Annotated in this window: 21 protein-coding genes; 7 read left to right on the forward strand and 14 right to left on the reverse strand. The window is 66.5% G+C overall.

Translation table 11 applies throughout. From position 1 onward, the window contains the following. Window positions 1–9: 9 nt before the first annotated feature. Window positions 10–633: a TetR/AcrR family transcriptional regulator gene (locus tag B1790_RS00660; protein WP_079921201.1), complete on the forward strand. Its 624-nt coding sequence runs from the start codon at window positions 10–12 to the stop codon at window positions 631–633. Window positions 634–645: 12 nt separating this feature from the next. Here the strand turns inward: B1790_RS00660 and glpK (B1790_RS00665) are convergent, their stop codons facing one another. Together glpK (B1790_RS00665) and B1790_RS00670 are read right to left on the reverse strand one after the other, a co-directional pair. Next, window positions 646–2,166 (reverse strand): glycerol kinase GlpK, encoded by a 1,521-nt coding sequence (gene glpK / locus B1790_RS00665; RefSeq protein ID WP_079921202.1) that lies wholly within the window; start codon window positions 2,164–2,166, stop codon window positions 646–648. After that, window positions 2,163–2,927, reverse strand: a complete 765-nt coding sequence (locus B1790_RS00670) for an IclR family transcriptional regulator (RefSeq protein WP_079921203.1) — start codon at window positions 2,925–2,927, stop codon at window positions 2,163–2,165. The genes glpK (B1790_RS00665) and B1790_RS00670 overlap by 4 nt, the downstream gene beginning before the upstream one ends. Window positions 2,928–3,093: 166 nt before the next feature. Here B1790_RS00670 and B1790_RS00675 point away from each other — a divergent pair, with 166 nt between their 5' ends. The 3 genes from B1790_RS00675 (at window position 3,094) to B1790_RS00685 (ending at window position 7,256) form a co-directional block, all read left to right on the forward strand. Further along, on the forward strand, window positions 3,094–3,912 hold the full coding sequence (locus B1790_RS00675; protein WP_079921204.1) for an MIP/aquaporin family protein: 819 nt from the start codon (window positions 3,094–3,096) through the stop codon (window positions 3,910–3,912). A 34-nt stretch (window positions 3,913–3,946) separates the two neighbouring features. Then, window positions 3,947–5,464, forward strand: a complete 1,518-nt coding sequence (gene glpK, locus B1790_RS00680; protein ID WP_079921205.1) for a glycerol kinase GlpK — start codon at window positions 3,947–3,949, stop codon at window positions 5,462–5,464. A gap of 70 nt (window positions 5,465–5,534) precedes the next feature. Then, window positions 5,535–7,256: a glycerol-3-phosphate dehydrogenase/oxidase gene (locus B1790_RS00685; protein WP_079921206.1), complete on the forward strand. Its 1,722-nt coding sequence runs from the start codon at window positions 5,535–5,537 to the stop codon at window positions 7,254–7,256. 51 nt (window positions 7,257–7,307) lie between these two features. Here B1790_RS00685 and B1790_RS00690 read toward each other — a convergent pair whose 3' ends face one another. The 5 genes from B1790_RS00690 to B1790_RS00710 form a co-directional block, all read right to left on the reverse strand. Continuing rightward, on the reverse strand, window positions 7,308–8,741 hold the full coding sequence (locus tag B1790_RS00690) for a cytosine permease (RefSeq protein WP_079921207.1): 1,434 nt from the start codon (window positions 8,739–8,741) through the stop codon (window positions 7,308–7,310). A 29-nt stretch (window positions 8,742–8,770) separates the two neighbouring features. Then, the gene (locus B1790_RS00695) at window positions 8,771–9,394 is read right to left on the reverse strand and encodes a TetR/AcrR family transcriptional regulator (protein WP_079921310.1); all 624 of its coding nucleotides are present in this window, start codon (window positions 9,392–9,394) and stop codon (window positions 8,771–8,773) included. Between the two features lie 24 nt (window positions 9,395–9,418). Next, complete coding sequence (locus B1790_RS00700; RefSeq protein ID WP_079921311.1) at window positions 9,419–10,270, reverse strand: oxidoreductase; 852 nt, start codon at window positions 10,268–10,270, stop codon at window positions 9,419–9,421. Between the two features lie 193 nt (window positions 10,271–10,463). Next, window positions 10,464–11,357: an ATP-grasp fold amidoligase family protein gene (locus tag B1790_RS00705; RefSeq protein ID WP_079921208.1), complete on the reverse strand. Its 894-nt coding sequence runs from the start codon at window positions 11,355–11,357 to the stop codon at window positions 10,464–10,466. A gap of 30 nt (window positions 11,358–11,387) precedes the next feature. Beyond that, window positions 11,388–11,615 carry a hypothetical protein gene (locus tag B1790_RS00710; RefSeq protein ID WP_233164873.1) on the reverse strand — a complete coding sequence of 76 codons (228 nt, stop codon included), beginning with the start codon at window positions 11,613–11,615 and terminating at the stop codon, window positions 11,388–11,390. Between B1790_RS00710 and B1790_RS00715 the strand changes: the two genes are divergently transcribed. Continuing rightward, complete coding sequence (locus tag B1790_RS00715) at window positions 11,614–12,555, forward strand: sigma-70 family RNA polymerase sigma factor (RefSeq protein WP_233164865.1); 942 nt, start codon at window positions 11,614–11,616, stop codon at window positions 12,553–12,555. The two genes, B1790_RS00710 and B1790_RS00715, sit on opposite strands and share 2 nt — an antisense overlap. Before the next feature lie 20 nt (window positions 12,556–12,575). Here the strand turns inward: B1790_RS00715 and B1790_RS00720 are convergent, their stop codons facing one another. Together B1790_RS00720 and B1790_RS00725 are read right to left on the reverse strand one after the other, a co-directional pair. Then, window positions 12,576–14,855 carry a molybdopterin-dependent oxidoreductase gene (locus B1790_RS00720; RefSeq protein ID WP_079921211.1) on the reverse strand — a complete coding sequence of 760 codons (2,280 nt, stop codon included), beginning with the start codon at window positions 14,853–14,855 and terminating at the stop codon, window positions 12,576–12,578. 9 nt (window positions 14,856–14,864) lie between these two features. Beyond that, window positions 14,865–17,075, reverse strand: a complete 2,211-nt coding sequence (locus B1790_RS00725; RefSeq protein ID WP_079921312.1) for a molybdopterin-dependent oxidoreductase — start codon at window positions 17,073–17,075, stop codon at window positions 14,865–14,867. Window positions 17,076–17,324: 249 nt separating this feature from the next. On the opposite strand from B1790_RS00725, the gene B1790_RS00730 reads away from it, so the two are divergent. Beyond that, entirely contained in the window at window positions 17,325–17,795 is a 471-nt protein-coding gene (locus tag B1790_RS00730) for a DUF4174 domain-containing protein (RefSeq protein ID WP_079921212.1), read from the forward strand. 53 nt (window positions 17,796–17,848) lie between these two features. On the opposite strand, the gene B1790_RS00735 is transcribed toward B1790_RS00730, so the two are convergent. The 5 genes from B1790_RS00735 to B1790_RS00750 form a co-directional block, all read right to left on the reverse strand. Continuing rightward, on the reverse strand, window positions 17,849–19,291 hold the full coding sequence (locus B1790_RS00735; RefSeq protein WP_079921213.1) for an NAD(P)/FAD-dependent oxidoreductase: 1,443 nt from the start codon (window positions 19,289–19,291) through the stop codon (window positions 17,849–17,851). A 1-nt stretch (window position 19,292) separates the two neighbouring features. Further along, a complete protein-coding gene (locus B1790_RS00740) occupies window positions 19,293–20,546 on the reverse strand; it encodes a bifunctional alpha/beta hydrolase/OsmC family protein (protein ID WP_079921214.1) in 1,254 nt (417 codons plus the stop codon). Beyond that, window positions 20,543–20,686 carry a hypothetical protein gene (locus tag B1790_RS34545; RefSeq protein WP_158083720.1) on the reverse strand — a complete coding sequence of 48 codons (144 nt, stop codon included), beginning with the start codon at window positions 20,684–20,686 and terminating at the stop codon, window positions 20,543–20,545. The genes B1790_RS00740 and B1790_RS34545 overlap by 4 nt, the downstream gene beginning before the upstream one ends. Before the next feature lie 132 nt (window positions 20,687–20,818). Beyond that, window positions 20,819–21,892 (reverse strand): dihydrodipicolinate reductase, encoded by a 1,074-nt coding sequence (locus tag B1790_RS00745; RefSeq protein ID WP_079921215.1) that lies wholly within the window; start codon window positions 21,890–21,892, stop codon window positions 20,819–20,821. Between the two features lie 30 nt (window positions 21,893–21,922). After that, complete coding sequence (locus B1790_RS00750) at window positions 21,923–22,957, reverse strand: Rieske 2Fe-2S domain-containing protein (protein ID WP_079921313.1); 1,035 nt, start codon at window positions 22,955–22,957, stop codon at window positions 21,923–21,925. A gap of 79 nt (window positions 22,958–23,036) precedes the next feature. On the opposite strand from B1790_RS00750, the gene B1790_RS00755 reads away from it, so the two are divergent. After that, entirely contained in the window at window positions 23,037–23,669 is a 633-nt protein-coding gene (locus B1790_RS00755) for a TetR/AcrR family transcriptional regulator (RefSeq protein WP_079921216.1), read from the forward strand.

Genomic DNA, 23,669 nt, shown 5'->3' on the forward strand with positions numbered 1-23,669 from the left:
GGGGACCTGATGCCGAAGATCGTCGATCACGACGAGCGTCGCGAAGAGATTCTGCAGGCTGCCATCCGGGTGATCGACAGCGTCGGCCTGGACAACACCACCACGCGGGCCATCGCCCTCGAGTCGGGCTACTCCAACGGCGTTCTGAGCCACTACTTCCAGGACAAGGACGACATCCTGCAGTCGATCCTGGTGAAGACCCACCGTGAGTTCTTGGACCGGGTCGAGCAGAGCATGCGCGGCAAGGACGAATTCGGCCGCCTGTGGGTGATGCTGATGCAGAATCTCCCCCTCGACGACGAACGCCGGGTCGAGACTCTGATGGAGATGACCTTCTGGCCTCGCGCAGTCTCCAGCCCCACCTCCCGTGAGTTTCAACGCGACGCCGCCAGCGACCTGCTGGGCCGGTTGCGCACTCTGGTCGCCGACGTCCGCGCAGCGGGACGGCTCGACAGCGACCTCACCGACGCCGACGTCGCCGAGTTGCTCATCGCCGTCATCGACGGGCTGTCGGTGCACGCCGAGTTGTATCCCAAGCGCCTGCCCGCCGCCTATCAGAGGAAGTTGATGCGAGCGCAGGTGGAAGCGCTCGGATTTCGGGTCGACGAGAAGGTGATCGGCGCCGCGCGGTGACGATCGCGGCGGTCAAGAGCCGTCGTCGCGGAGCCCGACGTCGGCAGGAGTCAACGCCCGCGCGACCGCCGACTTCCAGCCCGCGGCCTCACGCCTGCGGGTCCGCGAATCCATGTTGGGATACCACGCCGCCGCGATGTGCCGATTCGCCCGCAACGCAGCACGATCGGGCCAATAGCCGACCGCCAGCCCAGCCGAGTACGCCGCGCCCAACGACACCGTCTCCGAGACGAACGGGCGCACCACCGGGACGTTGAGGACGTCGGCGTTGTACTGCATCATCAGATGGTTCGAGGTCATCCCACCGTCGACGGCCAATCTCGCCAAGGGCACTCCGGATTCGAGCGTCATCGCGTTCACCACCTCCCACGTCTGCCAGACGGTGGCCTCCAGAACTGCCCGCGCGAGGTGACCCTTGGTGATGTAGGACGTCAATCCGACGACGATTCCTCGGGCCGCCGAATCCCAATGCGGGGCAAGCAGTCCGGAGAAAGCGGGGACGATGTAACAGCCACCGTTGTCGTCGACGGTACGGGCAAGCGTCTCGATCTGCGGCGCGGTGTCGATCACGCCCAGCTGGTCACGGAACCACTGCACCAGTGAGCCGGCCACGGCAATGGGTCCCTCCAGGGCATACATCGGCTTGGCTCCCGGTGCGGCGTATCCGACGGTCGACAACAGGCCGTTGGTGGATTCGACGATCGAGGTGCCGACATTCATGAGGAGAAACGCCCCAGTCCCGTACGTGCACTTGGCATCACTGGGTTCGAAGCACATCTGGCCGAACAGTGCCGCCTGTTGGTCACCGAGCGCGGCGGCGATCGGCACACCCGGCAGGACCACCGAGCAGTTGGCGTACACCTCGCAGTTGGTCACGATCCGCGGCATCATCGCCTCCGGAATGTCCAGTAAGGCCATCAGTTTCGGGCTCCACTCCAGCGTGCGCAGATCCATCAGCAGCGTCCTGCTCGCGTTGGTGACGTCCGTGACGTGGATGCCTCCCTTGGGACCTCCGGTGAGGTTCCAGATCAGCCACGACTCGAGAGTGCCGAACAGCACCTCGCCCTTGTGGGCGCGAGAATCCAGGCGGCGGACGTTGTCCAACAACCAGCGCAGGCGAGGCGCGGCGAAGTAGGAAGCCGGGTCGAGGCCCGCAATCCGACGAAAGTCCTCGGCGTGGGGTTCGATCTGGTCGACCACCGGACCGGTCCTGGTGTCCTGCCACGTGATCGCCGGCGCCACCGGCACACCCGTCCGGCGGTCCCACACCACCGTCGTCTCACGCTGATTGGCAATGCCGAGCGCGACGACATTGGACGTGTCCAGCCCCGCCGCCTTCAGCGCCTCGGGCACGACCCGACGCACGTTGCGCCACAGTTCGGCGGCGTCCTGTTCGACCCACCCCGGCTGTGGGAAGGATTGCCGTTGTTCGCGCTGCGCGATCGACAGCATCCGACCCCCGTGGTCGAACACCATGCAGCGCGCGGACGTCGTGCCCAGGTCGATTGCCGCCACCACGCGTTGGTTGGTCACCGGGCGGGCTCGAGTGCGTGCATTACCGACATGGCGGCGAGCCGCAGAGCGGCAAGTGGTTCCGGACGGGGCGTGCCGTCGGGCGCCAGCAAGCCTTCCGGCGGACCGTGCAACGCGAGTGCCGCCACGCTGGAGCGGCTGCCACCGTGCACCGCAACCGCCACGTCGGCCACGTCGGGATCGAACTCGCCGTCGCCGGTCGCGACTCCGGCAATTCGAATCTGCTCGATGACGGCGGCCAACCGACCACGATTGGTCGACGTTCGACGCGTGTAGCGATCCAACGGCAGATTGCGTAGAAGCCGTTCGCGCAGAGGCGAATACGCCAGGATCAGCTTGCCGCATCCGGTGGCGTGCAGAGGAAGCAGTTCTCCGACCCGCAAGGTTTGGGGCTTGTCGTCGGGACGGAACACATGGTGAACGACTTCGGCCTCCTGATCGTGAACGATCGTCATCAGCACTTCGAAGCCCGTGTCCGAGGCCAGCCCGTCGGCCCATGGCATGGCCGCAGAGCGCAGGTCGTTGCCGTCGAGTTCGACGACGTCATGCGAGGACATCCGCGACCCCAGGGAGTAGGCGCCCGTGTCCGGGTCCTGGTCCAGGTACTCCAAGGCGGTCAGGGTCTGCAGGATGCCGTGAACGGTCGTCTTCGACAGGTCCACCTCCTGGGCGATGTCGCGCAACTGCATCGACCTGTCGCTGCGCTCGACGAGATCGAGGATCACCGTGGCGCGTTCGAGCGCCTGTATCGGGCCTGGCATTCACAGCTCCTAACTGGCAGCCAGCTGTGACCCCGGCCGCATTGCCTCGTTCGACATTGTCGAACAACGTCGATTGATCTGGGTCACATTCCCTTCGTAGGTTCGCAACAGGTCACCGAGAGCGCCACCAGTTGGGCGCAGCGACAGGCACACGGAGGAAGCAGACATGAAGAAGGCCCACCCACTCATCGGTGAGTTGTCTGGTGAGTTACTCGGCACAGCAATCCTCGTCATGTTCGGTTGCGGCGTCGTCGCCCAGGTCGTGACGGGCGGATTCCCGAAGTCCCTCGCGTCCGGCGACCACAACTCGATCGCGTTCGGTTGGGGCCTCGGCGTCACGATGGCAGTCTTCGTCGCCGGCCGGATCAGCGGGGCTCACCTCAACCCCGCGGTGACGATCGCGCTCGCGGCGTTCCGGGGATTCGATCGGCGCAAGATCCTGCCGTTCATCGGGGCGCAGTTCGTCGGCGCCCTCGTCGGCGCGCTCATCGTCCGGTTCGTCTACGCCGACCAGATCGCCAACGTCGACCCGACCCACACCAAGGCGACCCAGGGCATCTTCTCGACGTCGCCGGGTGAAGGCGTGTCGATCATGACCGCGTTCGCCGACCAGGTGGTGGGTACCGCACTGCTGGTGATGGTGATCTTCGCCCTCACCAGCGCCGTGAACGACCCCCCGCTGGCGAACACCGCGCCACTGATCATCGGTCTGCTGGTGGTCGCGATCGGCATGGCGTGGGGCACGAACGCCGGCTACGCGATCAACCCGGCGCGCGACTTCGGTCCCCGTGTGGCGTCATGGATCACCGGCTACCAGGACGCGATGTTCTCGGCCAACGGACCCGAACTGTACTTCTGGCTCCCGATCGTCGCGCCCATCGTCGGCGGACTGATCGGCGGTGCCCTCTTCGTCTTCGGCATCGAACGATTCCTGCCAGCTGCGGAAGCGCTTCCGCACGAGGTCGGCGTCGCCGAAGCCCGCTAAGCGTCGAACCCTTCCCATACCAAGGAGACTCACCATGCCCGACTTCATCGGATCCGTCGACCAAGGAACCACCAGCACCCGCTTCATGGTCTTCGACCACGGCGGCAACGTCGTCGCCCAACATCAGCTCGAACACGAACAACTCCTGCCTCAGGCGGGGTGGGTGGAACACAATCCCGTCGAGATCTGGGAACGCACGTCGTCGGTCATCCAGACCGCCCTCGGAAAGGCCGGTCTGGTCAGCAGCGACCTGGCCGCCATGGGCATCACCAACCAACGCGAGACCACGGTGGTCTGGAACAGGCGGACCGGGCGGCCGTACTACAACGCGATCGTCTGGCAGGACACCCGCACCGACCGGATCGCCAGCAGGCTCGAGGCCGCAGGCCACGGAGAAACGCTGCGCCACAAGGCTGGTCTGCCACCGGCGACCTACTTCTCCGGCGGCAAGATCCAGTGGATCCTCGAAAACGTCGATGGCGTGCGCGCCGCCGCCGAGAGCGGTGACGCCGTGTTCGGCAACACCGACAGCTGGCTGCTCTGGCACCTGACGGGAGGCGTCCGCGGGGGCGTTCACGTCACCGACGTGACCAACGCCAGCCGGACCATGCTGATGAATCTGGAGACCCTGGACTGGGACGACGAATTGTTGGCGCTGTTCGACATTCCCCGTCAGATGCTGCCGACGATCGTGCCCTCGTCGTCTCCGGAGCCCTACGGCCTGACGCTCCCAGGGGGACCGCTCGGCGGGGAGGTGCCGCTCACCGGTGCCCTCGGCGACCAGCAGGCCGCGACCGTCGGGCAGGTGTGCTTCGCCCCCGGCGAGGCCAAGAACACCTACGGCACGGGCAACTTCATGTTGCTCAACACCGGTACCGAGCTGGTGCGGTCCAAGGCGGGCCTGCTGAGCACCGTCGCCTACAAGTTCGGCGACGCCGACGCGGTGTACGCCCTCGAGGGCTCCATCGCCGTCACCGGCTCGGCGGTGCAGTGGCTGCGCGACCAGCTCGGAATCATCAGCGGCGCAGCCCAATCCGAGGTTCTCGCGCGCCAGGTGGAGGACAACGGCGGGGTCTACTTCGTCCCGGCGTTCTCGGGATTGTTTGCGCCACACTGGCGGTCGGATGCGCGAGGCGCGATCGTCGGCCTGTCGCGATTCAACACCAACGCCCACGTCGCCAGGGCGACGCTGGAGGCGATCTGCTACCAGAGCCGCGACGTGGTCGAGGCGATGGAGGCCGATTCCGGTGTCCACCTCGAAGTGCTCAAGGTCGACGGCGGCATCACGGCCAACGCGCTGTGCATGCAAATCCAGGCGGACGTCCTTGGCGTCGACGTGGTGAAGCCGGTGGTTGCCGAGACGACGGCCCTTGGTGCGGCGTACGCGGCCGGCCTCGCGGTTGGGTTCTGGAAGGACACCGACGAGTTGCGCAAGAACTGGCTGGAGGACAAGCGCTGGCAGCCGACCTGGTCGGACGAACAGCGCGCGACCGGCCATGCCCAGTGGACCAAGGCCGTTCAGCGCACGTTGGACTGGGTCGACGTCAGCTGATGATCGCCACGCCCATGTCAGTTCATCTGTACAACAACGATTTTCAACATAGAAAGAACAGGTAGCGGCCATGGAGGCATTCCCGCTCTCACCAGCCAACCGCGAAGCCGCCTTGGAGGACATGGCGGCTCAACCCCTGGACATCCTGATCATCGGCGGTGGCGTCGTCGGAGCAGGCGCGGCACTCGACGCGGCCACCCGCGGCCTGAGGGTCGGGCTGGTCGAAGCACGTGACCTCGCATCCGGCACGTCGAGCCGGTCCAGCAAGCTGATTCACGGAGGCTTGCGCTACCTGGAGATGCTGGACTTCGGCCTGGTGGCCGAGGCCTTGTCCGAACGTGGACTCATGCTGGAGAAGTTGGCCCCGCATCTGGTCAAGCCGGTGAAGTTCCTCTACCCGCTCAAGCATCGAGGTTGGGAGCGTTGGTATCTCGGCGCCGGACTCGCGCTGTACGACGCGATGTCGAAGGCCTCCGGGCACGGGGCCGGCGTCCCACTGCACCGCCACCTGACCCGCCGGGGCGCCCTGCGGACGGCGCCGTCGCTGAGCAAGGACTCACTGGTGGGAGCGGTCCAGTACTACGACGCGGTCGTGGACGACGCCCGGCACACCATGACCATCGCCCGTACCGCGGCGACCTACGGCGCCCGGATCGCGACGCGGACCCGCGTGGTCGACCTGATCCGCGATGGCGAGCGGGTCACCGGTGCCCGGGTGGTCGACCTCGAAGCCGACCGCACCTACACCGTGCGAGCACGGCAGGTCGTCAACGCCACCGGGGTGTGGACCGACGACACCCAGGGCCTGGCCAACGAGCGGGGCCAGTTCCACGTGCGGTCCAGCAAGGGCATCCACCTCGTCGTGCCGCGCGACCGGATCCGGTCCTCGTCGGGGATCATCCTGCGGACCGAGAAGTCGGTGTTGTTCGTCATCCCCTGGGGCCGCCACTGGATCATCGGCACCACGGACACGGATTGGTCGCTCGACAAGGCGCACCCGGCAGCGAGCCAGAAGGACATCCGCTATCTGCTGGACGAGGTCAACTCCGTGCTGCGGGTCCCGCTCACCGAGGCCGACGTCGAGGGGGTCTACGCCGGCTTGCGCCCGTTGCTGGCCGGCGAAAGCGCCGACACGTCTGCGCTGTCCCGCGAACACGCTGTCGCACACAGCGTCCCGGGCCTGGTGGTGATCGCGGGCGGCAAGTACACGACCTATCGGGTGATGGCCAAGGACGCCGTCGACGAGGCGGTCCACGGCCTTGGCGAGAACTTCGACCGTCGAGTCCCGCCGTCCATCACCGAGGACGTGCCACTGCTGGGCGCCGAGGGCTACCGCGCGATGTGGAACGCGCGAAATCAACTCGCCGCCGAATCCGGACTCGACGAGTTCCGCATCACCCACCTGTTGAACCGGTACGGGTCGATGGTCGGCGACGTCCTCGCGCTCATCCGCGACGATCCCGCGTTGGGCGTTCCGTTGGCCGCCGCCGACGACTATCTACGGGCCGAGGTGGTGTTCGGCACCACCCACGAAGGTGCGCTGCATCTGGACGACGTGTTGTGCCGCCGAACCCGGATCTCGATCGAGACCTTCGACCGTGGCACCGACTCGTGCAAGGAAGTCGCCGACCTCATGGGGCCGCTACTCGGATGGTCTCCCGAGCAACGGGAACGGGAGGTCGCGCACTACCTCGCGCGGGTCGCCGCAGAGCGAGAGAGCCAGACGATGCCCGACGACGAGACCGCCGACGGTGCACGGCTGGGAGCTGCCGACATCGTGCCGGTCAGCTGAGGCGCCCGCGGCGCGCCACCACCGGCCAATGCCGCGGCTCGGGAAGTAGCGCTACCCCGCTCTCGCCCCGTCGACGTGTTCGGGGTAGATCATCGACTCCGGCGGGTTGCTGGTGCGCCGAGCCAGTGGGTAGTAGATCGCGGCAGTGACGACCAACCCCACGATCCAGGAGACGTCGGCGCCGCCAAGCAACCCGGTGACGGGTCCGGTGTACAGCGCCTGCGCGAGAAACGGAATCTGCGCCACGATGCCGATGACGTAGCAGCCCAACGCCGTTGCGTTCCATCGGCCGTACCGACCACCGGGACTGTAGAGCGCCGGGACGTCGACGCGTTCCCGGGAAATCAGGTAGTAGTCGATGAGGTTGATGGCGCTCCACGGGGTGAAGACCATCAGCAACGTGAGGATGAAGTTCTTGAAGTTGGCCAGGAAGTCGGCGCTGGCCGCGAGTGCGATCAGGACCGACACTGCGGTGAACCCGACGATGTAGGCGGCGCGGGCGGTCGAGGAGACGCGGGTCTGACCGTTGAACGCGGTCACCGTGGTGAGGATCGACATGAATCCGCCGTAGGCGTTCAGGCAGTTGATCGTCAGCTTTCCGATCACGATCACCAGGTAGATGAGCACCGCGACGAAGGCAGGCCCGGCCAGACCACCGACGAAACCCACCTGGTCGTCGAGGAAGGCGTCCCCGGCGACGGCGGCTACCAGCGCCCCGAAGGCCATCGACCACGACGACCCGATGACGGTTCCGGCCAGCGTGGACCAGAAGGTGGCGCGACCACTGGTTGTACGAGGCAGGTAGCGGGAGTAGTCCGCGACGTAGGGCCCGAAGGTCAACTGCCAACCCGCCCCGAGCGAAATGGCGAGGAGGAAGGTGGCGAAGTCGAATGGCTTGACGCCGATGACCGACGCGACGTCGTAGTCGGCGAACAGCCGGATCGCCAGGTAGGTGAAGCCGATGACGCCGACGACGGAGGCGACCCGTCCGACGGTGTGGATCAGTCGGTATCCGGTCACCGCAACCACTGCGGTGAGTACGCCGAACACGACGATGCCGACCACCACGTTGTCGGAGTGCAGGATGTGTCCGATCGCTTGACCGGCCAGCACGGTCCCGGTTGCGGCGAAGCCCAAGTACATCAGGACGACGAGCAGCAGTGGCACGACGGCGCCGAACACTCCGAATTGCGCGCGGCTGGAGATCATTTGCGGCAGTCCGAGTCGCGGACCCTGGGCGGAGTGCAACGCCATCACGATTCCACCCAGCACGTTGCCGATGAGCAGTCCGACGATTGCCCAGAGCGCGTCCGCGCCGAACACGACGGCCAGCGCACCGTCGACGATGGCGGTGATCTGCATGTTGGCGCCGAACCACAGGGTGAACTGGTTGCGTGGCGTTCCGTGGCGCTCGTCGTCGGGGATGACTTCGATCGTGCGACGTTCGATCGCGAGAGCGGAATCCGTTGCGGGACGGTCGTTCATGGGCGCTCCTCCTCCGTGCAGTTCAGGACTCAGGTCTTCTGAGGAGCGTGCGCTAGCCGTAGCCACACCGTTTCGCACGTCCGCTTGGCGAAGTCCAGATCGTTGACCGGGTCGGTGGACGCTCGATAGAAGCTGCGCTCGATCATCCAGCACAGTGCACGCCCCAGCGCCGCAGCATCACCGGGTCCTTCGCCGGCGGGAACGCCGCCGCGGATGAGGACGGCGGCGATCGCATCCGCGAACACGTCGGCTGCGCCCGTCCACAACTGGTCGATTTCGGGCACGGTGGACCCGAGATCCACTGCTGCGCGCATCACCAGTCCGTGCTCGCGCCACAACTGAGCGGTGCGTTCCAATGCGGTGGCGATGACCTCATCGACGGGTGCGGTGTCGGCGGCAGCGGCCCCCGACTTCTCCTGCAGGAACTGCACCGTCCGTGTGACCAACGCGATGAGCACGTCCTGCTTGGAGGCGAAGTAGAAGTACAACGCCCCACGGGTGATCCCGGCCGCTGCGGCGATGTCCCCGACCGTCATGGCCGCATAGCCGCGCGTCGCCAACAGCTCCTCCGCAGCGTTCAGGATGTCACGCTCTCGAAGGTCGCCCTTGCGTTCGGCCGGCGCCGCGCGCCGAGACGCCCAAGACTTGGTCACCGTCACAATCTTAATTCAGCGCCGTTAGTTCGTAGCCAACTGCGCACCCTCCGCGAAATCAGTGCTGCGCGAAAGTGTTTCCCAGCGGCGGATGTCGTCGTCCACCGCCGCCCGCGCAGCCCCGATGAACCTCAGCGCATCCGACCCCAGGACCAGGTGTGCCGGGGGATCGCTTTCCGCCACGATGGCCAGAACCGCTTCGGCCGCCTTGGCAGGGTTGCCGAGTTGATTGCCGCTGGCCTTCACGCGAGCGGCGCGAATGGGGTCGAACAGTTCGTCGTAGTCGGCGATGGTGCGCTCGGCACGTGTCATCGAGCGGCCGGCCCAGTCGGTGCGGAACGAACCCGGCTCGATGGCCGTGACGTGGATGCCGAACGACGCGACTTCCTTGCCCAGGCTCTCCAGCAGACCCTCCACGGCAAACTTGCTTGCGCAATACGCCGACATCCCGGGAACTGCCATCAAGCCTCCCATTGACGTGACCGCCATGAGATGCCCCTTGCGACGCTGCCGCATGTAGGGCAACGCCGCCTTCAAGGTCGCGACGACCCCAAAGACGTTGGTGGCGAACTGTGCTCGCACTTCCGACAACGGGGTCTCTTCGAATGTGCCCTCTACGCCGTAGCCTGCGTTTGCGATCACCACGTCGACGGCCCCGACGGTCGATTCGACGTCGGCCACCGTACTGACGACTGCGGCGTCGTCGGTCACGTCGAGGATGCGGCCGTGGGCTCGGCCCGGCGACAGGGATTCGAACACCGCGACGTCCTCGGGCCTGCGCACAGTGCCCACCACCCGATGCCCCGCTTCCAGCGCGCCGACGGCAAATGCGCGGCCCAGACCGCTACTGACGCCGGTGATCAGGAATGTCTTCATGGTTGCCTCCAGAGCTTGTTGGCCATCGCGGCCCGTCACTACTCGACACAGTGTCGACTAATATTCGACAAGGTGTCAAGTATTCCGACGCGCGGGCCTGACCGCGTTCTCGACGGGAAGTGCCGGCGGGGAATCGCGTAGGAGACATCCATACAAGCCACTGAACTCCCGCGTCCGACAGCACCCGCGCCGCTTACCGGTAGCGGCGCGGCACGGTCCACGGTTGGCCGAACACCTCGTTGAACGACTCAGGGTCGAATGGGCTGTCGCCCCCGGCGGGGAAGCTGGTGAGCTCGCCGAACACGATGCGCCCGTCGACGTCGTACAGGTCGACGCGCACGAAGTCGGTCTCGGCGCCGAGCCGTTCGGCCAGGGCGATCATCTCGCCCAGGCAAATGGGCGTCGCCGGTTCTGGGTCCGCCCACGGTGGTCCGGCGCGGAGCGGCAGGTGTTGCCAATCCAGCCGAAAGAAGTCCTGCGTGCGCCGACCGAACCGCCCCGAATCCACCTGCACGAAGGCGCACTTCCCACCGAAGACGAAGAACTTGTAGTCGTCGGGAATCGCGCCGTCGGCGGTGGCCAGCATCTCTTCGACGATGATCCGCCGCGGTATTCGCCCGTACACCCACTCCCGGTTCGGCCCCTGTCCGTAGAGCTGGGCTACCCAGCTCCGAGCGATCCGCACGACGTCGGCTCTTGGCGCGAACTCGGCCGCAACGTGCGTGTACACCCAGCTCCCCTCCTCCGAGGGCAGACGCGCCTCCAGGGGAGCTCGGCTGGAGACGACGATGGCCGCTCCGCTGCCGTGCGTCGGCTTGACGACGTAACTGTCGGGCAGGCTCACGTCGAACAGAGCCGTGGGGTCGTCGACGATCGCGTAGGCGCGCGGAAGATACTGCTGCCCAATCACTTCGGCGACGTAGTCGCGGACCGCCGCCTTGTCGGCGAACGTGACGACGAGGTCACGATGGTCGCGTAGCATCTTGTAGCGAACCTTCTCGCGGAACGTGCGTGGGTTCCTCGTACGCCAGAGCCGCACTGCGCGCACCAGGCGGCTCCGCTCGCGCCAGCGGACGCCGCCTGTCATGCGCCCAGACTAAACCGGCCAAACCAGGCGTCAGCTCTCCGGCAACGCGGCGAAGCGCTTCTTGACGTCGTTGTACCAGCCCAGTGACTTCATCGGGTGGCGCCAGCGGCCCTTCATGTCCTCGCGGGCGGGTACGTGGGCGCCGTCGCCCGCCTTCACCAGTTCCTTCAGGTGTCGGTCTTGGGCGTTGATGATGTCGTCGGCACTGTCACCGCGGTGCGCGAGGCTGCAGGGGCCACCGAGGTCATGGCACGTCATGGACTTCACGAGGTTCCTTCCGTGTTGGTCACACCGGGCGATCCGGGTGCGTCAAAGTGGTGACGCATCCGACGACGAAAGTGTGACCGCCATGGTGAGCGACGATCAGCTGCGCGAGGGCTTCCAGGCCGAGCGGCCTCGCCTGGAGCGCATCGCCGCGCGGATCTTGGGTGACGTCCACGCGGCCGAGGACATCGTGCAGCAGGCGTGGCTGAGGTTGAACGCCACCGACGAGACCATCGACAACCTGCCGGGCTGGCTGACGACGGTGACCTCGCGACTGTGCCTGGACCGGCTACGGGTACGTACGCCGGAGCCGACGGAATCGATCGACGTCGCGACGACCGAACCGGACCCCGCCGACGACGTGGTGCTCGCCGACACCGTCGGCATCGCGCTGCAGGTGGTGCTCGACCGGCTCACGCCCGCCGAACGGGTGGCCTTCGTGCTGCACGACAGCTTCGCCGTCGACTTCGAGGTGATCGCCTCGATGCTCGACACGACGGCGGTCGCGGCGCGCAAGCTTGCTTCTCGGGCGCGCGCCAAGGTGCGCCCCGCCGCGCCAAAGGATGCCCTCGCCGACTGGGAGATCGTGGACGCCTTCATGGCCGCGGCCCGCGAAGGCGACTTCGCCCGGCTGCTGGAACTGCTGGCCCCCGACGTGCTGGTATCCGCCGACGCGGCCGCCAGCGCGCTCGGCACGCCAACCCATCTGCGGGGCGCCGACGAGGTGGCCACCTTCTTCAACGGCGCTGCCGCGGCAGCCTTTCCGGTGTTCGTCGACGATCGCCCCGGTGCGGCGTGGATTCATCGCGGCGAGGTGAAGGTCGCCTTCGACTTCACCGTCGAGTCCGGGCAGGTGCGGCGGCTACGGTTTCGCGCCGACAGCGACGTGTTGGCCCGCGTACGACGTCGCGAGGGCGCGACTGAGCGAAGATGAGCGTGCGTTCATCGTGGACGTCATGACGACCGCGGCCGGACGCGACAGGGCACCCCGTTGACGACGTGCGTGCTGCTCGGAACATCCACGACGCCAACGGGATTGAGCACGTTGGCGTTGACACCGGGGTGCGCGTTGGCCACCGCAAGCATGGTTCCTGGCCTCCCGTGCCCCCATCCGTGCGGCAGGGAAACCACTCCGGGCATCATCTCGGCACTTACCTGCACCGTCACGTCCACCGACCCGGCATCGGTCTCCACCGTCGCCGTCGTCGCGTCGGACAGACCCAACATTCGAGCGTCGTCGGGGTGCACGAGCAACGTGCACCGTTCCCTGCCGCGCATGAGGGCAGGCACGTTGTGCATCCAGGAGTTGTTCGATCGCAAGTGACGTCTGCTGGTGAGCACCAGCGACGGCGATTCCCGATCCAACCGCGCGGCGAGCCTGGGAACGTCGTCGACGATCTGCGGATGGATCAACTCGATGCAACCCGACGGTGTCGTCACGACGTCGTCGAGGCGTCCCTCTTCCAAGTCGGCCAGGAACAGACCGTTGGGATGCCGTTTGACCTCGGCGAGGGTCAGCCCGCCGGGTCGGGATCCCAGGTCGTCGCCCCATGGCCCTAGCCGAATGCCCAAGTCGACCAGGCGTTCCGGGCCCCTCCCCTCGAGACTGGCAAAGGCGAGCGCGGAGTCGCGACCGCTGAGCGGGGTTCCCTCCGTCGCGCATGCGGTGGCGACTAGCCCTTGGACGTACAGGTCGTCCATGGCGGCGACGTCGACGTCGGGCACGGGCGTTCCCAACGCGGCGCCCGCCAAGCGCAGTAGCAGCTCCCACTCGCCCGGGCGATCCGACCGGTCGGCGAACACCGGCTCCGACCACTTCACGCAGGACGCGGTGGCGTACATCCAGTACAGGTCGTCGGCATGCGCCCGTTCCAGCGGGGACAGGCCGGGCAGGATGACGTCGGCGTGCCGGGTCGTCTCGTTGAGCCAGTTGTCAACGCAGATCATGGCTTCCAGTCGAGGGAGTGCCTCGTCCAACCGCCGCGACCCCGGCGCCGAGACGACGGGGTTGCCCGCCACGGAAATCAGCGCACGGATCTGCCCGTCGCCGGGCGTGTCGATCTCCTCGGCCAGGCAGCCGACCGGAAATTGACCGAGCACCTCTGGCGCTCCGCTCACTCGGCTGAAGAAGCGACCGAACTCCCACCGATCTGCCGTCTGGTCGGGGGGCTTCATGAACATCGGCGACCACACGGCGGGCTTGGTGAAGAGCGCCCCTCCGAGGCGGTCGACCGAGCCAAGCGCGACGTTCAACACGAAGACGAGCCACGTCGCCAAGGTCCCAAACTCCTGGGTGCACAACCCAATCCGGCTGTACAGGACCGGCCTGTCGGCAGTCGCCAGTTCTGCGACAAGGCTGCGGATGGTCTCCGCCTCGACGCCGGTGGCCGCACTGACCCGCTCTGGAGTGAAGGGCTCGGAAAGCGCGATTGCCTCCTCGAGCCCCAGCACCTTGTCTCGCAGGTGTGGCGCTTCGGAGATCGCCCCGTCCTCGACGAGGGCCCTGAGCATCGCGAACAACAGCAACGCGTCGGTACCCGGACGGATCGGCACCCACGCCGACGCGCGCGACGCCGTCTCGGTGCGTCGGGGATCCACCACGACGACCTTGCCGCCGCGGCGACGGATGGCGGCCAAACTGCCCACCACGTCTGGAGTGGACAGCATGGAACCTTGGGAGACGGCCGGGTTCGCCCCCAGCACCACCAAGTAGTCGGTCCGGCTCAGATCCGGAATCGGTGCGTTCCACATCCCGCCGAACAGCAGCGAGCTCACCACGTTGAGTGGCCACTGGTCGACCGTTCCTGGCGAGTAGTAGGCCGGCATTCCGGCGGCGCCGGCCATGCCGACCAGTGCGCCGATGTAGGTGGCGAGGCCGAGGTTGTGCGCCACCGGGTTACCGACGTACACGGTCATCGCGCGAGCCCCGTGTTCTGCGAGAACGGGACGCAGGACACGCTCCACTTCCTCGAAGGCTTCCGGCCAGTCGACTTCGCGGAACGATCCGTCCGCCGTACGCACCATGGGCTTTCGCAGGCGGTCCGGGTCGTCGTGCAGGTGACCGAGTGTCGTGCCCTTCGGGCAGATGTGTCCGCGGGACCACACGTCCTCGGCGTTCCCGCGGACGTCGACGGTGGTGCCACGCTCGACCCGTATCCGCAGACCGCACATGGCCTCGCACAAGGGACACGTCAGCGTGTGTTCGGAGAATCCGCCGGAATCATCGCTGGACACTTGTCCAGTCTAGCTGTGAAGCGCTGGCGCCGAGGCGGATTCGTCGACCTTCTCCAGCCGCACCGCGACGCCGTTCAGCACCGACATTCCCGCCAGGCGTTCGAGATCCTCGCTGCGGCTCGACGTCAGATCGTTGACGTTCGCACCCCCAGCCGCGTTGGCCCGCAGCCATCCTCCGTCGTGACCCCAGCCATGCGGGACCGCGACGGTGCCAGGACCCACCTCGTCGGTGATGCTGACCTCGGTGTCGATGGTCCCCGACGGCGACACGATACGAACCCTGCCTCCGTCGACGAGGCCAGCGTCGGCCGCGTCCGTCGGGTTGACCCGGGCACGGTGTCGCCGCGGCGTCGTTCCCCTCATCAACGTTTCGCTGTTGTGCATCCACGAGTTGTGTGACCGGAGTTCGCGCAGGCCGATCATCATCAGCGGGAAGGCCGCGTCGTCGGGATGCCGATCGCCGAGTTGGCTCATTTCGACAAGAATCTCATTGGGCGCCAGATGAACTCGCTTGTCCGGGTGCTGGACCATCTCGCGTAGGATCCCGGTCGGCGCGTGTTCCGCCAGCACCACACCATGCGGCAGTGCGCGCAACCGCCGTGCGTTGAGCCCTCCGCGGCGCAACCCGAACCGGTCACCGTAGGGCCCGAGACGCAGGAGCATCTCGAAGATGGCGCGGGGTGTCAGGCGTGCCGGCGCGACGCGTTCGAGGAACACGAAGATCGAGTTGAACCGGCCCAGCGGCCCTTGCGCCAGCAGCGACATACCCATCAAGCGGGCGATGTCGTCGTAGACCCGCCATTCCTCTCGCGCCTGACCGTAGGGCGCGACGACCGCTTCGGTCGACTGCATGTAGACCGTCGGTGACGCCGCGGCGAAACCCCATTGCAGGTCTCGTCTTTCGAGGAACGTCGTGGCCGGGAGGACGTAGTCCGCGTGTCGATTCGTCTCGTTGACGTAGAGGTCCATGGAGACGAACAGATCCAACGTCGGCAGCGCGTCCGCCAGGGCCTTGCCGTTGGGAACCGACAGGACGGGGTTGCCCGCAGTGCTGATCAGCGCCCGGATCCGACCGGGCCCCGCAGTGGTCATCTCCTCGGCCATGATCGCCGCAGGGAAGGTGCCCATGACGTCGGGATGATTGCCGACGCGGGAGCGGACCTGGTCGTAGCTCAGGGCTCCCGCCCGTTCGCCGAACTCTTCGAGCGGGACGACGCCGCGGCCGAAAAGGGTTCCACCGGGGCGGTCGAGGTTTCCGGTGACCACCGACAGTGCGTCGAGCAGGAAACAGACCAGGGTGGCGTGTCGCCCCAAGCACGCGCCAGTGCGACCGTACGCGGCTGCCGACGGCGCCGAGGCGAAGTCTCGCGCCAGGCCGCGGACGACGCTGGCAGCCACACCCGTTCTCTTCGCCGTGCGCTCCGGCGGGAATTCGGCTGCCGCAGCGCGCAACTGGGCCACCCCGGTCGTCTGTCGTGCGATCGCGACGTCGTCGGTCAACCCCTCCTCGAAGAGGACGTTCAACATCGACAGCAGCAGCCAGGCGTCGGTGTCGGGCCGCACGGCAACGTGCTCGTAGCTACGCGCGGTCTCGGTGCGTCGGGGGTCGACCACCACCACTCGTCCGCCGCGCGCGACGATGCCCGCGAGGTCGTCCTTGATGCGCGGACTTCGCAACGCGCTGGCGTGCGAGACAAGTGGATTGGCCCCCAGCATCAGCAGGAAGTCGGTCCGGGGAAGATCGGGGAATGGCAGTTGACTGATGGTGCCGTACAGCAGCCGGCTCGCGACGAACCGGCTGCTGATGTCCTGGGAGCCAGGCGAATACTGGTGTGGCGAGTTCAGTCGCTTCATGAACAACCCGTGCCACAGACTGGTCGCGTAGCCGAACGCCGCCGGGTTGCCGAGGTAGTGGGCGACGGCGCCGCCGCCATGGTGGTCCACGATGCGACGCAGCCGCGCCGAGATGTCGGCCAGCGCGTCATCCCAACCGACTTCGTCGAACCCTCCGTCCGGGCGCCGGCGCAGCGGAGTCAGCACTCGGTCGGGGTCGTTCTGCACGTCCGCCATGGCGATGCCCTTGGGACAGACACGGCCGCGGGACAACGGGTTGTCGTCGTCGGGCCGCAACTTCACCAGGCGTCCGTCCTCTACGGTGGCGATGACGCCGCACAGGGCCTCGCAGATCCGGCAGTACGTCACGTGCTGTTCGGTCGTCATCGCCGATTCCTCGTCCCTGTTGCCACCCACTGAAGGTAAGGCTTCGGCACCGTCCCGGAGATGGAATGCGGATGCGGCTAGGGCTTCCGTTTGTCGGCGATCGCAGCGGTGGGGGTCCGCGACTTGGGGCCTGGGCAAAGCCGCTGGACACCTCCACGGAACTTGGGTGGTGAGTCCGGCTCCCAGATTGACCACGGGGCCAGTTCAACGGCGGCGTGGATGCCTGAATTCGGTACAGTCGAAATCGTTATGGCAATCAAGCGCGGTGTTCGAGGAGTGGCGCTGATGCTCGTCGTCTTGGTGGTGAGCACCGCCCTCGGATCAGCTACTGCCATGGCGGCCGAACTGAGTGACTATCGCTGGGAGAGTCGTCCGCTACTGGTGTTCGCGCCGAAGGCCAGCGATCCCCGACTCGTCGAGACGCTGAACCGGATCGAGGCCACTCGATGCGACTTCACCGGTCGTGACATGGTGCTCGGAGTGGTGGTCGCCGAGGGCGACAGCACCCTCGACGGTCACGCCGTCAAGGCCGACGAGTCACGGCGGCTGACGGACCAGTTTGCAATCGGAGACAACGCGTTCAGCGTCGTGCTGATCGGCAAGGACGGCGGCGAGAAGTTCCGCGTCGACGAGGTTCCCGATCTTCAGAGGATCTACGCCGTGGTCGACGGCATGCCCATGAGAAGCCGTGAGATGGGTGCCGATCCCGGTTCGTGTTGACGGCGAGGTGTGACATTCAGCCGCTTCCGAGCCCATAGCGCTGGTCTTCTCGTTCACGTCGGATCACCCGAACGGTCCCGCCGTCGGGCGAGGAGCGGGTTCCAGATCTGGTTGACCGACGGATGCGGCGCGACGACGTGACGGAGTGTCTCGATCGGTACCTTCGCGACGACGGCGAGGGTGGCCGCTTGGGCGAGTTCCGCGAACTCGGGTCCGACGAAGGTGGCGCCGAGCAGGGTGTCCGTGTCGGCGTCGATGACCAGTTTCGCCCAGCCGTCGAAGCCGTCGCGAAAGATGGCGAGGTCGGGTACGGCTTCCGGGTAGCGCGCGGTGGCCGTCGTGACGGTGAATCCGTCTGCGCGAGCCTCGCTTTCGGTTCGGCCCACTTCGACGACTTGAGGGTCGGTGTAGACGACCTGTGGGAGGTTGTGTGGGTCGCGGGCGACGAGTTCGTCGGCGCCTAGCTGGCGACCTCGTGCGCGAGCGGCGATGATGTCGGCGACCACGACCGCGTGATATTGCGACAGATGCGAGAGAAGCGCACGCCCGGTGGTGTCGCCCATCGCGTACAGCCAGGTGCCGTCCACACCGAGTGCCTGCAAATGGTCGTCGACGGCGACGAACTCTCCTGCACGCAGCCCGACGGTTTCCAAGCCGAGGGAATCGGTGTTGACTGTCCGTCCCGCGGCTAAGACGACTTCGTCGACCTCGATGGTCTCGTCGCCGACGGTGACGCTGACGGCGCCGCCCGCGACCGGTCTGGTGACATCAGATGGGTAAGCCTGGAAGCGGAGGTCTACTCCCCTGCGCCGCAACGACTCTGTGACCATCTCGCTGGCGACGGTCTCGCAGTTGCGAAGCAGGGTGCCGCCGCGGGCGAGCAGTGTGACCTTGGAACCCAGGCCGGCCAGGATGGTGGCAAATTCGACGCCGACGACGCCGCCACCGATGATCAAGGTTCGTGGTGGCACGTGGGTCATGGTCGCGAGGTCGCGGTTGGTCCAGGGGCGCGCCTCGGCCAGTCCCGGTACGTCCGGGATGGTCGGACGGGTACCGGTGGCGAGCACGACCGCCTGCCGCGCTCGGACGGTGTCTTCGCGACCGTCGGGGTGGGTGACAGTGACCTCCCCGGGGCCGGCCAGTCGGCCGTGGGCGTGGATCACCGTCAGGCCGCTCTGCTGCATTCCAGCGGTGGCGCCGTCGTCGTTGAGATGGTCGACGATGGCGTCGCGCTTGGCGAAGACGGCGGCGACGTCGAGCTGGCCAAGCCCCACGGCTTCCCGCACGCCGGGAACGGCCTTCGCCAGGGCCAGCACTTCGATCGGGCGCAGCAGCGACTTGGTCGGATTGCATGCCCAGTAATGGCATTCACCGCCGATGAGGCGTTCCTCGACGAGAGCCACCTCAAGCCCTTCGGCGATGAGGTACGCCGCCGCTGAGGCGCCGCCGGGGCCGCCGCCGATGACGACTACGTCGAATTCCGAATCTTGGTTCATGTCAGCCTGTTTCTTTGTCGGTTGGTGCTTCAGCGGTGTGGATGGACACTTCGGAACGCAGGGTGCGATGCACCGGGCATCGGTCGGCGATCTCGAGCAGCTTGGCGCGTTGGTCGGCGTCGAGCGGGCCGATGAGGGTGATGTCGCGTTCGATCCGGTCGACCATCCCCGTGGCGGTCTCGCATTCGGCGCAGTCCTTGGCGTGGATGCGAAAGTGGCGGGAATCGACGACGATGCGTTCGAGCGGCCACTGCTTCCGATCGGCGTACATCCGCACCGTCATCGACGTACAGGCGCCGAGCGCGGCCAGGAGCAAGTCGTATGGCGTCGGGCCGGCGTCATCGCCGACGGGTCGGGGTTCGTCCGCGGTCAGCCGATGCCGGCGCGTGCTGATCCGCTGGGTGAGTCTGCCGGGTCCGCTCTCCGCCACCCGCACGGCGCCCTCGGCCGGGTTATCAGTGTTCGGATCGGCGGACGTCGTGGGGTTCGCCACGTACCTGCTCGCCCATGCGGCGAGGACGCTCGCCGCATACTCGGCGTCGGCCCGATCGCTGAGAAGGTGGTCGGCGCCGTCGAGGGTGATGAACGACTTCGGATGCCGCGCGGTGTCGAAGATGACCCGCGCGTTGTCCACCGACACCACCTGGTCAATCGGGGAATGCATGACGAGCAGCGCGGCGTCGAGGGTGGAGATGCGCTCGCGCTGCGGTTGCATCGCGATGTCGTCGAGAAATTCGCGGCGCACCCGAAACGGCCGCCCCCCGATCGACACCGTGGCTTCGCCGGCGTCGACGACGGGTAGCGCGTCGCCCAGCAGTCCGGTGACGTGGGAGGGGTCGGCCGGTGCACCGATGGTGACGACCGCGCGGACCTCGGGGATGCGCTGCGCGGCTGCCAAGACTGCCGCCCCGCCCAGCGAATGCCCGATCAGCACCGCGGGGGCACTGAACTGGTCGCGGAGATGGTCCGCGGCGAAGACCAAGTCCTCGACGTTGGAACTGAAGCCGGTCGCGGCGAAGTCACCCTCGGACTCCCCCAAGCCGGTGAAGTCGAATCTCAGTACCGCGAATCCCTGATTCGCCAGTGCTCGTGAAATCCGTCCTGCCGCAACGTTGTCCTTGCCGCAGGTGAAGCAGTGCGCGAACAGTGCCCAGGCTCTCGGGGCGTCACTCGGCATCTCCAGCTTGCCTGCCAACTTGCCGCTACTGCCACCGAAGACCGTTCTGGTTGAGGTGCTCAACTGCCCGGCGGTCATCGGCTCGGCGATTCCGAGCGCAGCGTCCGCACGGCGTCACCCAGCGTCCAGAGCGCCACTGCGAGCAACTTCGCCACCGGGGCCACCCGAGAGGCGTTGGGTGGGCAATACAGGCGAGACGTGCGATTGTCCAAGGACATTGACGTTCCTTTTATCGACGGGTTGACCGCTTACGTAAAAGGAGTGCTTCCGGTGGGGCGTGGCGTTACACGACGGCGTCGACCGGTCGACTTTCGTGCTGCGAATCGTCTTGACGAGCAGATCGTCGTTGTCTAGAGCGAGAAACGCCCGGCGAAGCCGCGCAGCGGCAGGTCGGCGCTGGTGATGATGCCGGGTGCTGCGGCGACGACGGACTTGATCGCGTGGAGCGCCGGCATCCCCGTGACGGTCATCCCGATGGAGGCAAAGTTGTCGGGGTTGGACAGGTCGACGCCGGGCTTGGGGAAGATCATGTGCTTGTTGTAGATGCAGGGGTCGCCCTTGATCTGAGTGATGTAGCAGCCCTTGATGTCCCACCCGGGATCGGTGTGCGGGGTCATCTGCCACTCCAGGTGCGTCTCCACCCGCGGGACGCCGTCGACGATGCCTTGGTACTTGATGTAGTTGCCGCCGAGTGATCCCTTGGGCAGCTGGTACCAGCCCAGGTCGACGTCCTTGGTGCAGGCCCCGAGCTCGGCGCTGAACTTCACCTCATCCAACGTCAGGCCGAAGCAGTCGGCCATCATGTAGACGCTGTCGGCGAACACCCGGGTGTACTTCTCCAACTTGCCGGGGATTTCGGGATCGTCGACGGGTTGACCGTAGCCGACCTCGATCCAGGTGTCCTTGCTGTGATGGCAGGACACGTCGACGGACTCGATGGTGGTGACGTTCTCGATCTCGGCGACGTCGGCCGAACAGACAACACCCAGGATCTGGTTCAGTCCGGGGTTCATGCCGGTTCCATAGAACGTGGAACCGCCCTTCTCGCAAGCCTCTTGGAGCAGTTGACTGACCGGCTTTCCCGAGGCATGCGGATGGTTGCGGTCGCGGTGCCAGCCGGTGATCCAGTCGGCCGTGGTGACGACGTTGATGCCGGCTTCGAGGACCGTGACGTAGAGGTCCTCGTCGGGGAACACGCCGTGGAAGGTCAGCACGTCCGGCTTGGCGGCGATGATCTCCTCGACCGTGCCGGTGGCGGTCACGCCGTTGGGCGCCAGGCCGGCGAGTTCTCCGGCGTCTCTTCCGATCTTGTCGGGTGAATAGCAATGCACGCCAATGAGTTCGAGGTCCGGCTGATCGGCGATGCGCTTGATCATCTCGGAGCCGACGTTGCCGGTCGCGACCTGAAAAACCTTGATGGTCATGGACAGCCCTTCTGAAGAGGTCGTGGTCGGTCAGTGTGCGGATGAGCGGGCGGCAAGATCTGCGGCGCTGCCGCCCTTGCCGTCGGGATAGAACTTCAACGCCCACTTGCGGATTGCGGTGAAACCCTTGAGTTCTGAGCTCGCCAGAGCCGGCGGATCGGAGTAGCGCTGGTGGGCCCAGATGTGGACGTCCTGGCTGAACTGCCGGATCACCTCCGCGCCGAATTCGGTCGCCTTGCGTTCGGCACGCACCGGGTCCTTGGCGGAGTCCGCGGGTGGGCGGCCGATGTAGACCATGAACCGCACGTCGGAGGTGGAGTCGTCGACCGGGGTGATCGCCGAGATGGTGCGGTTGTCGATCATCCCCCAGCTCTTGGTGACCGCGATCCCAAGCCCGCCGTTGATGGCCTCGACACCACTGTTGACGTCCTCGATCTTCTGACCGTCGTCGCCTTCGAAGGTGATCGTGAAGTCGACGTAGGACACCGGGTCGTCGAAGTCGTGACGCGTGAAGACGGGCACGATCGGGGTCTGGTGCACGTACTTGAAGTGCGCGAAGTCCACGCCGTTCTCCAGCACGTACTGCGGGTGCATCTCCAGGCCCTGCTGGAAGAGCCGCTGCTGCGGGTAGTAGTCCGCCTCGCTGCGTCCGTCGCCGAAATCGGCGAAGACGTCCGGCGCCTCGAAGAACGGCTCGCGGTTCTCGATGTCGTGCCAGATGTAGACCGACCCGTTGCGCTCGGTCACCGGATAGGTCTTGATGCGACGGCCTCGGTTGGGCCGGTCCTCGTAGGGGATACACACGTTGCGCCCCTGCTGATTCCACTGCCAGCCGTGGAAGGGGCACTGCAAGATCTCGCCGTGGACGGTGCCGCCGAATCCGAGGTGCGCGCCGAGGTGCTCGCAGTAGGCGTTCATCACGGTGACCTGACCGGACTCCGAGCGCCAAGCGATCATTTCCTGGTCGAAGTACTTCATCGTGCGGACGTCGCCGATGCCGACCTCGTCGGACCAGGCGACCTGGAACCAGCCCGTCGGTTTCATGGAAAGGGGCGGCTTGGCCATGCGGCGAAGCATAGAGCAGTCAATGAAACATTCATAGTGGTTTCGACGAAAAGTGTGCCCGACGCGTTACCCTCGCAGAATGACCGATGTAGCCGACGCGTCATCGCCACCCCGGCGCCCCAATCGGCGCGGCCAGGCCACTCGCGAGAACATGCTGGAGGCCGCCCTGAAGTCGCTGGCCTCGGGTGACCCGGGGTCGGTGTCGGCCAACCGGATCGCCAAGGACATCGGAGCCACGTGGGGCGCGGTTCAGTACCAATTCGGCGACACGGACGGCTTCTGGGCCGCCGTGCTGCACCGAACCGCCGAGCGCCGCGCGGAGGTGTTCGCCGCCGTCGGCGGAGACGACCCCCTGGGCGACCGGGTCGCCAGCATCGTCGATACCCTGTACGAGGGTCTGGCCGCCCCGGATTCTCGGGCCATCGAAAACCTGCGGGCGGCGCTGCCTCGGGACCCCTCCGAACTGGAGCGCCTGTACCCGCAAACCGCCGCGGAACTGTATTCGTGGGGGCAATCGTGGTTGGCCATCTGCCGCAACGCATTTGCCGATCTTGACGTCGACCCGGAACGCATCCGCGAGGTGGCCGCGTTGATTCCCGGCGCCATGCGCGGCCTCGTGTCGGAGCGCCAACTCGGCTCCTACGCCGACCTCGACGTCGCACGCAGGGGTTTGACCAATGCGTTGGTCGCTTACTTGCAGGCGCCTCCGTAG

This window comes from Mycobacterium sp. AT1 (assembly GCF_002043095.1).
Taxonomy (GTDB): Bacteria; Actinomycetota; Actinomycetes; order Mycobacteriales; family Mycobacteriaceae; genus Mycobacterium.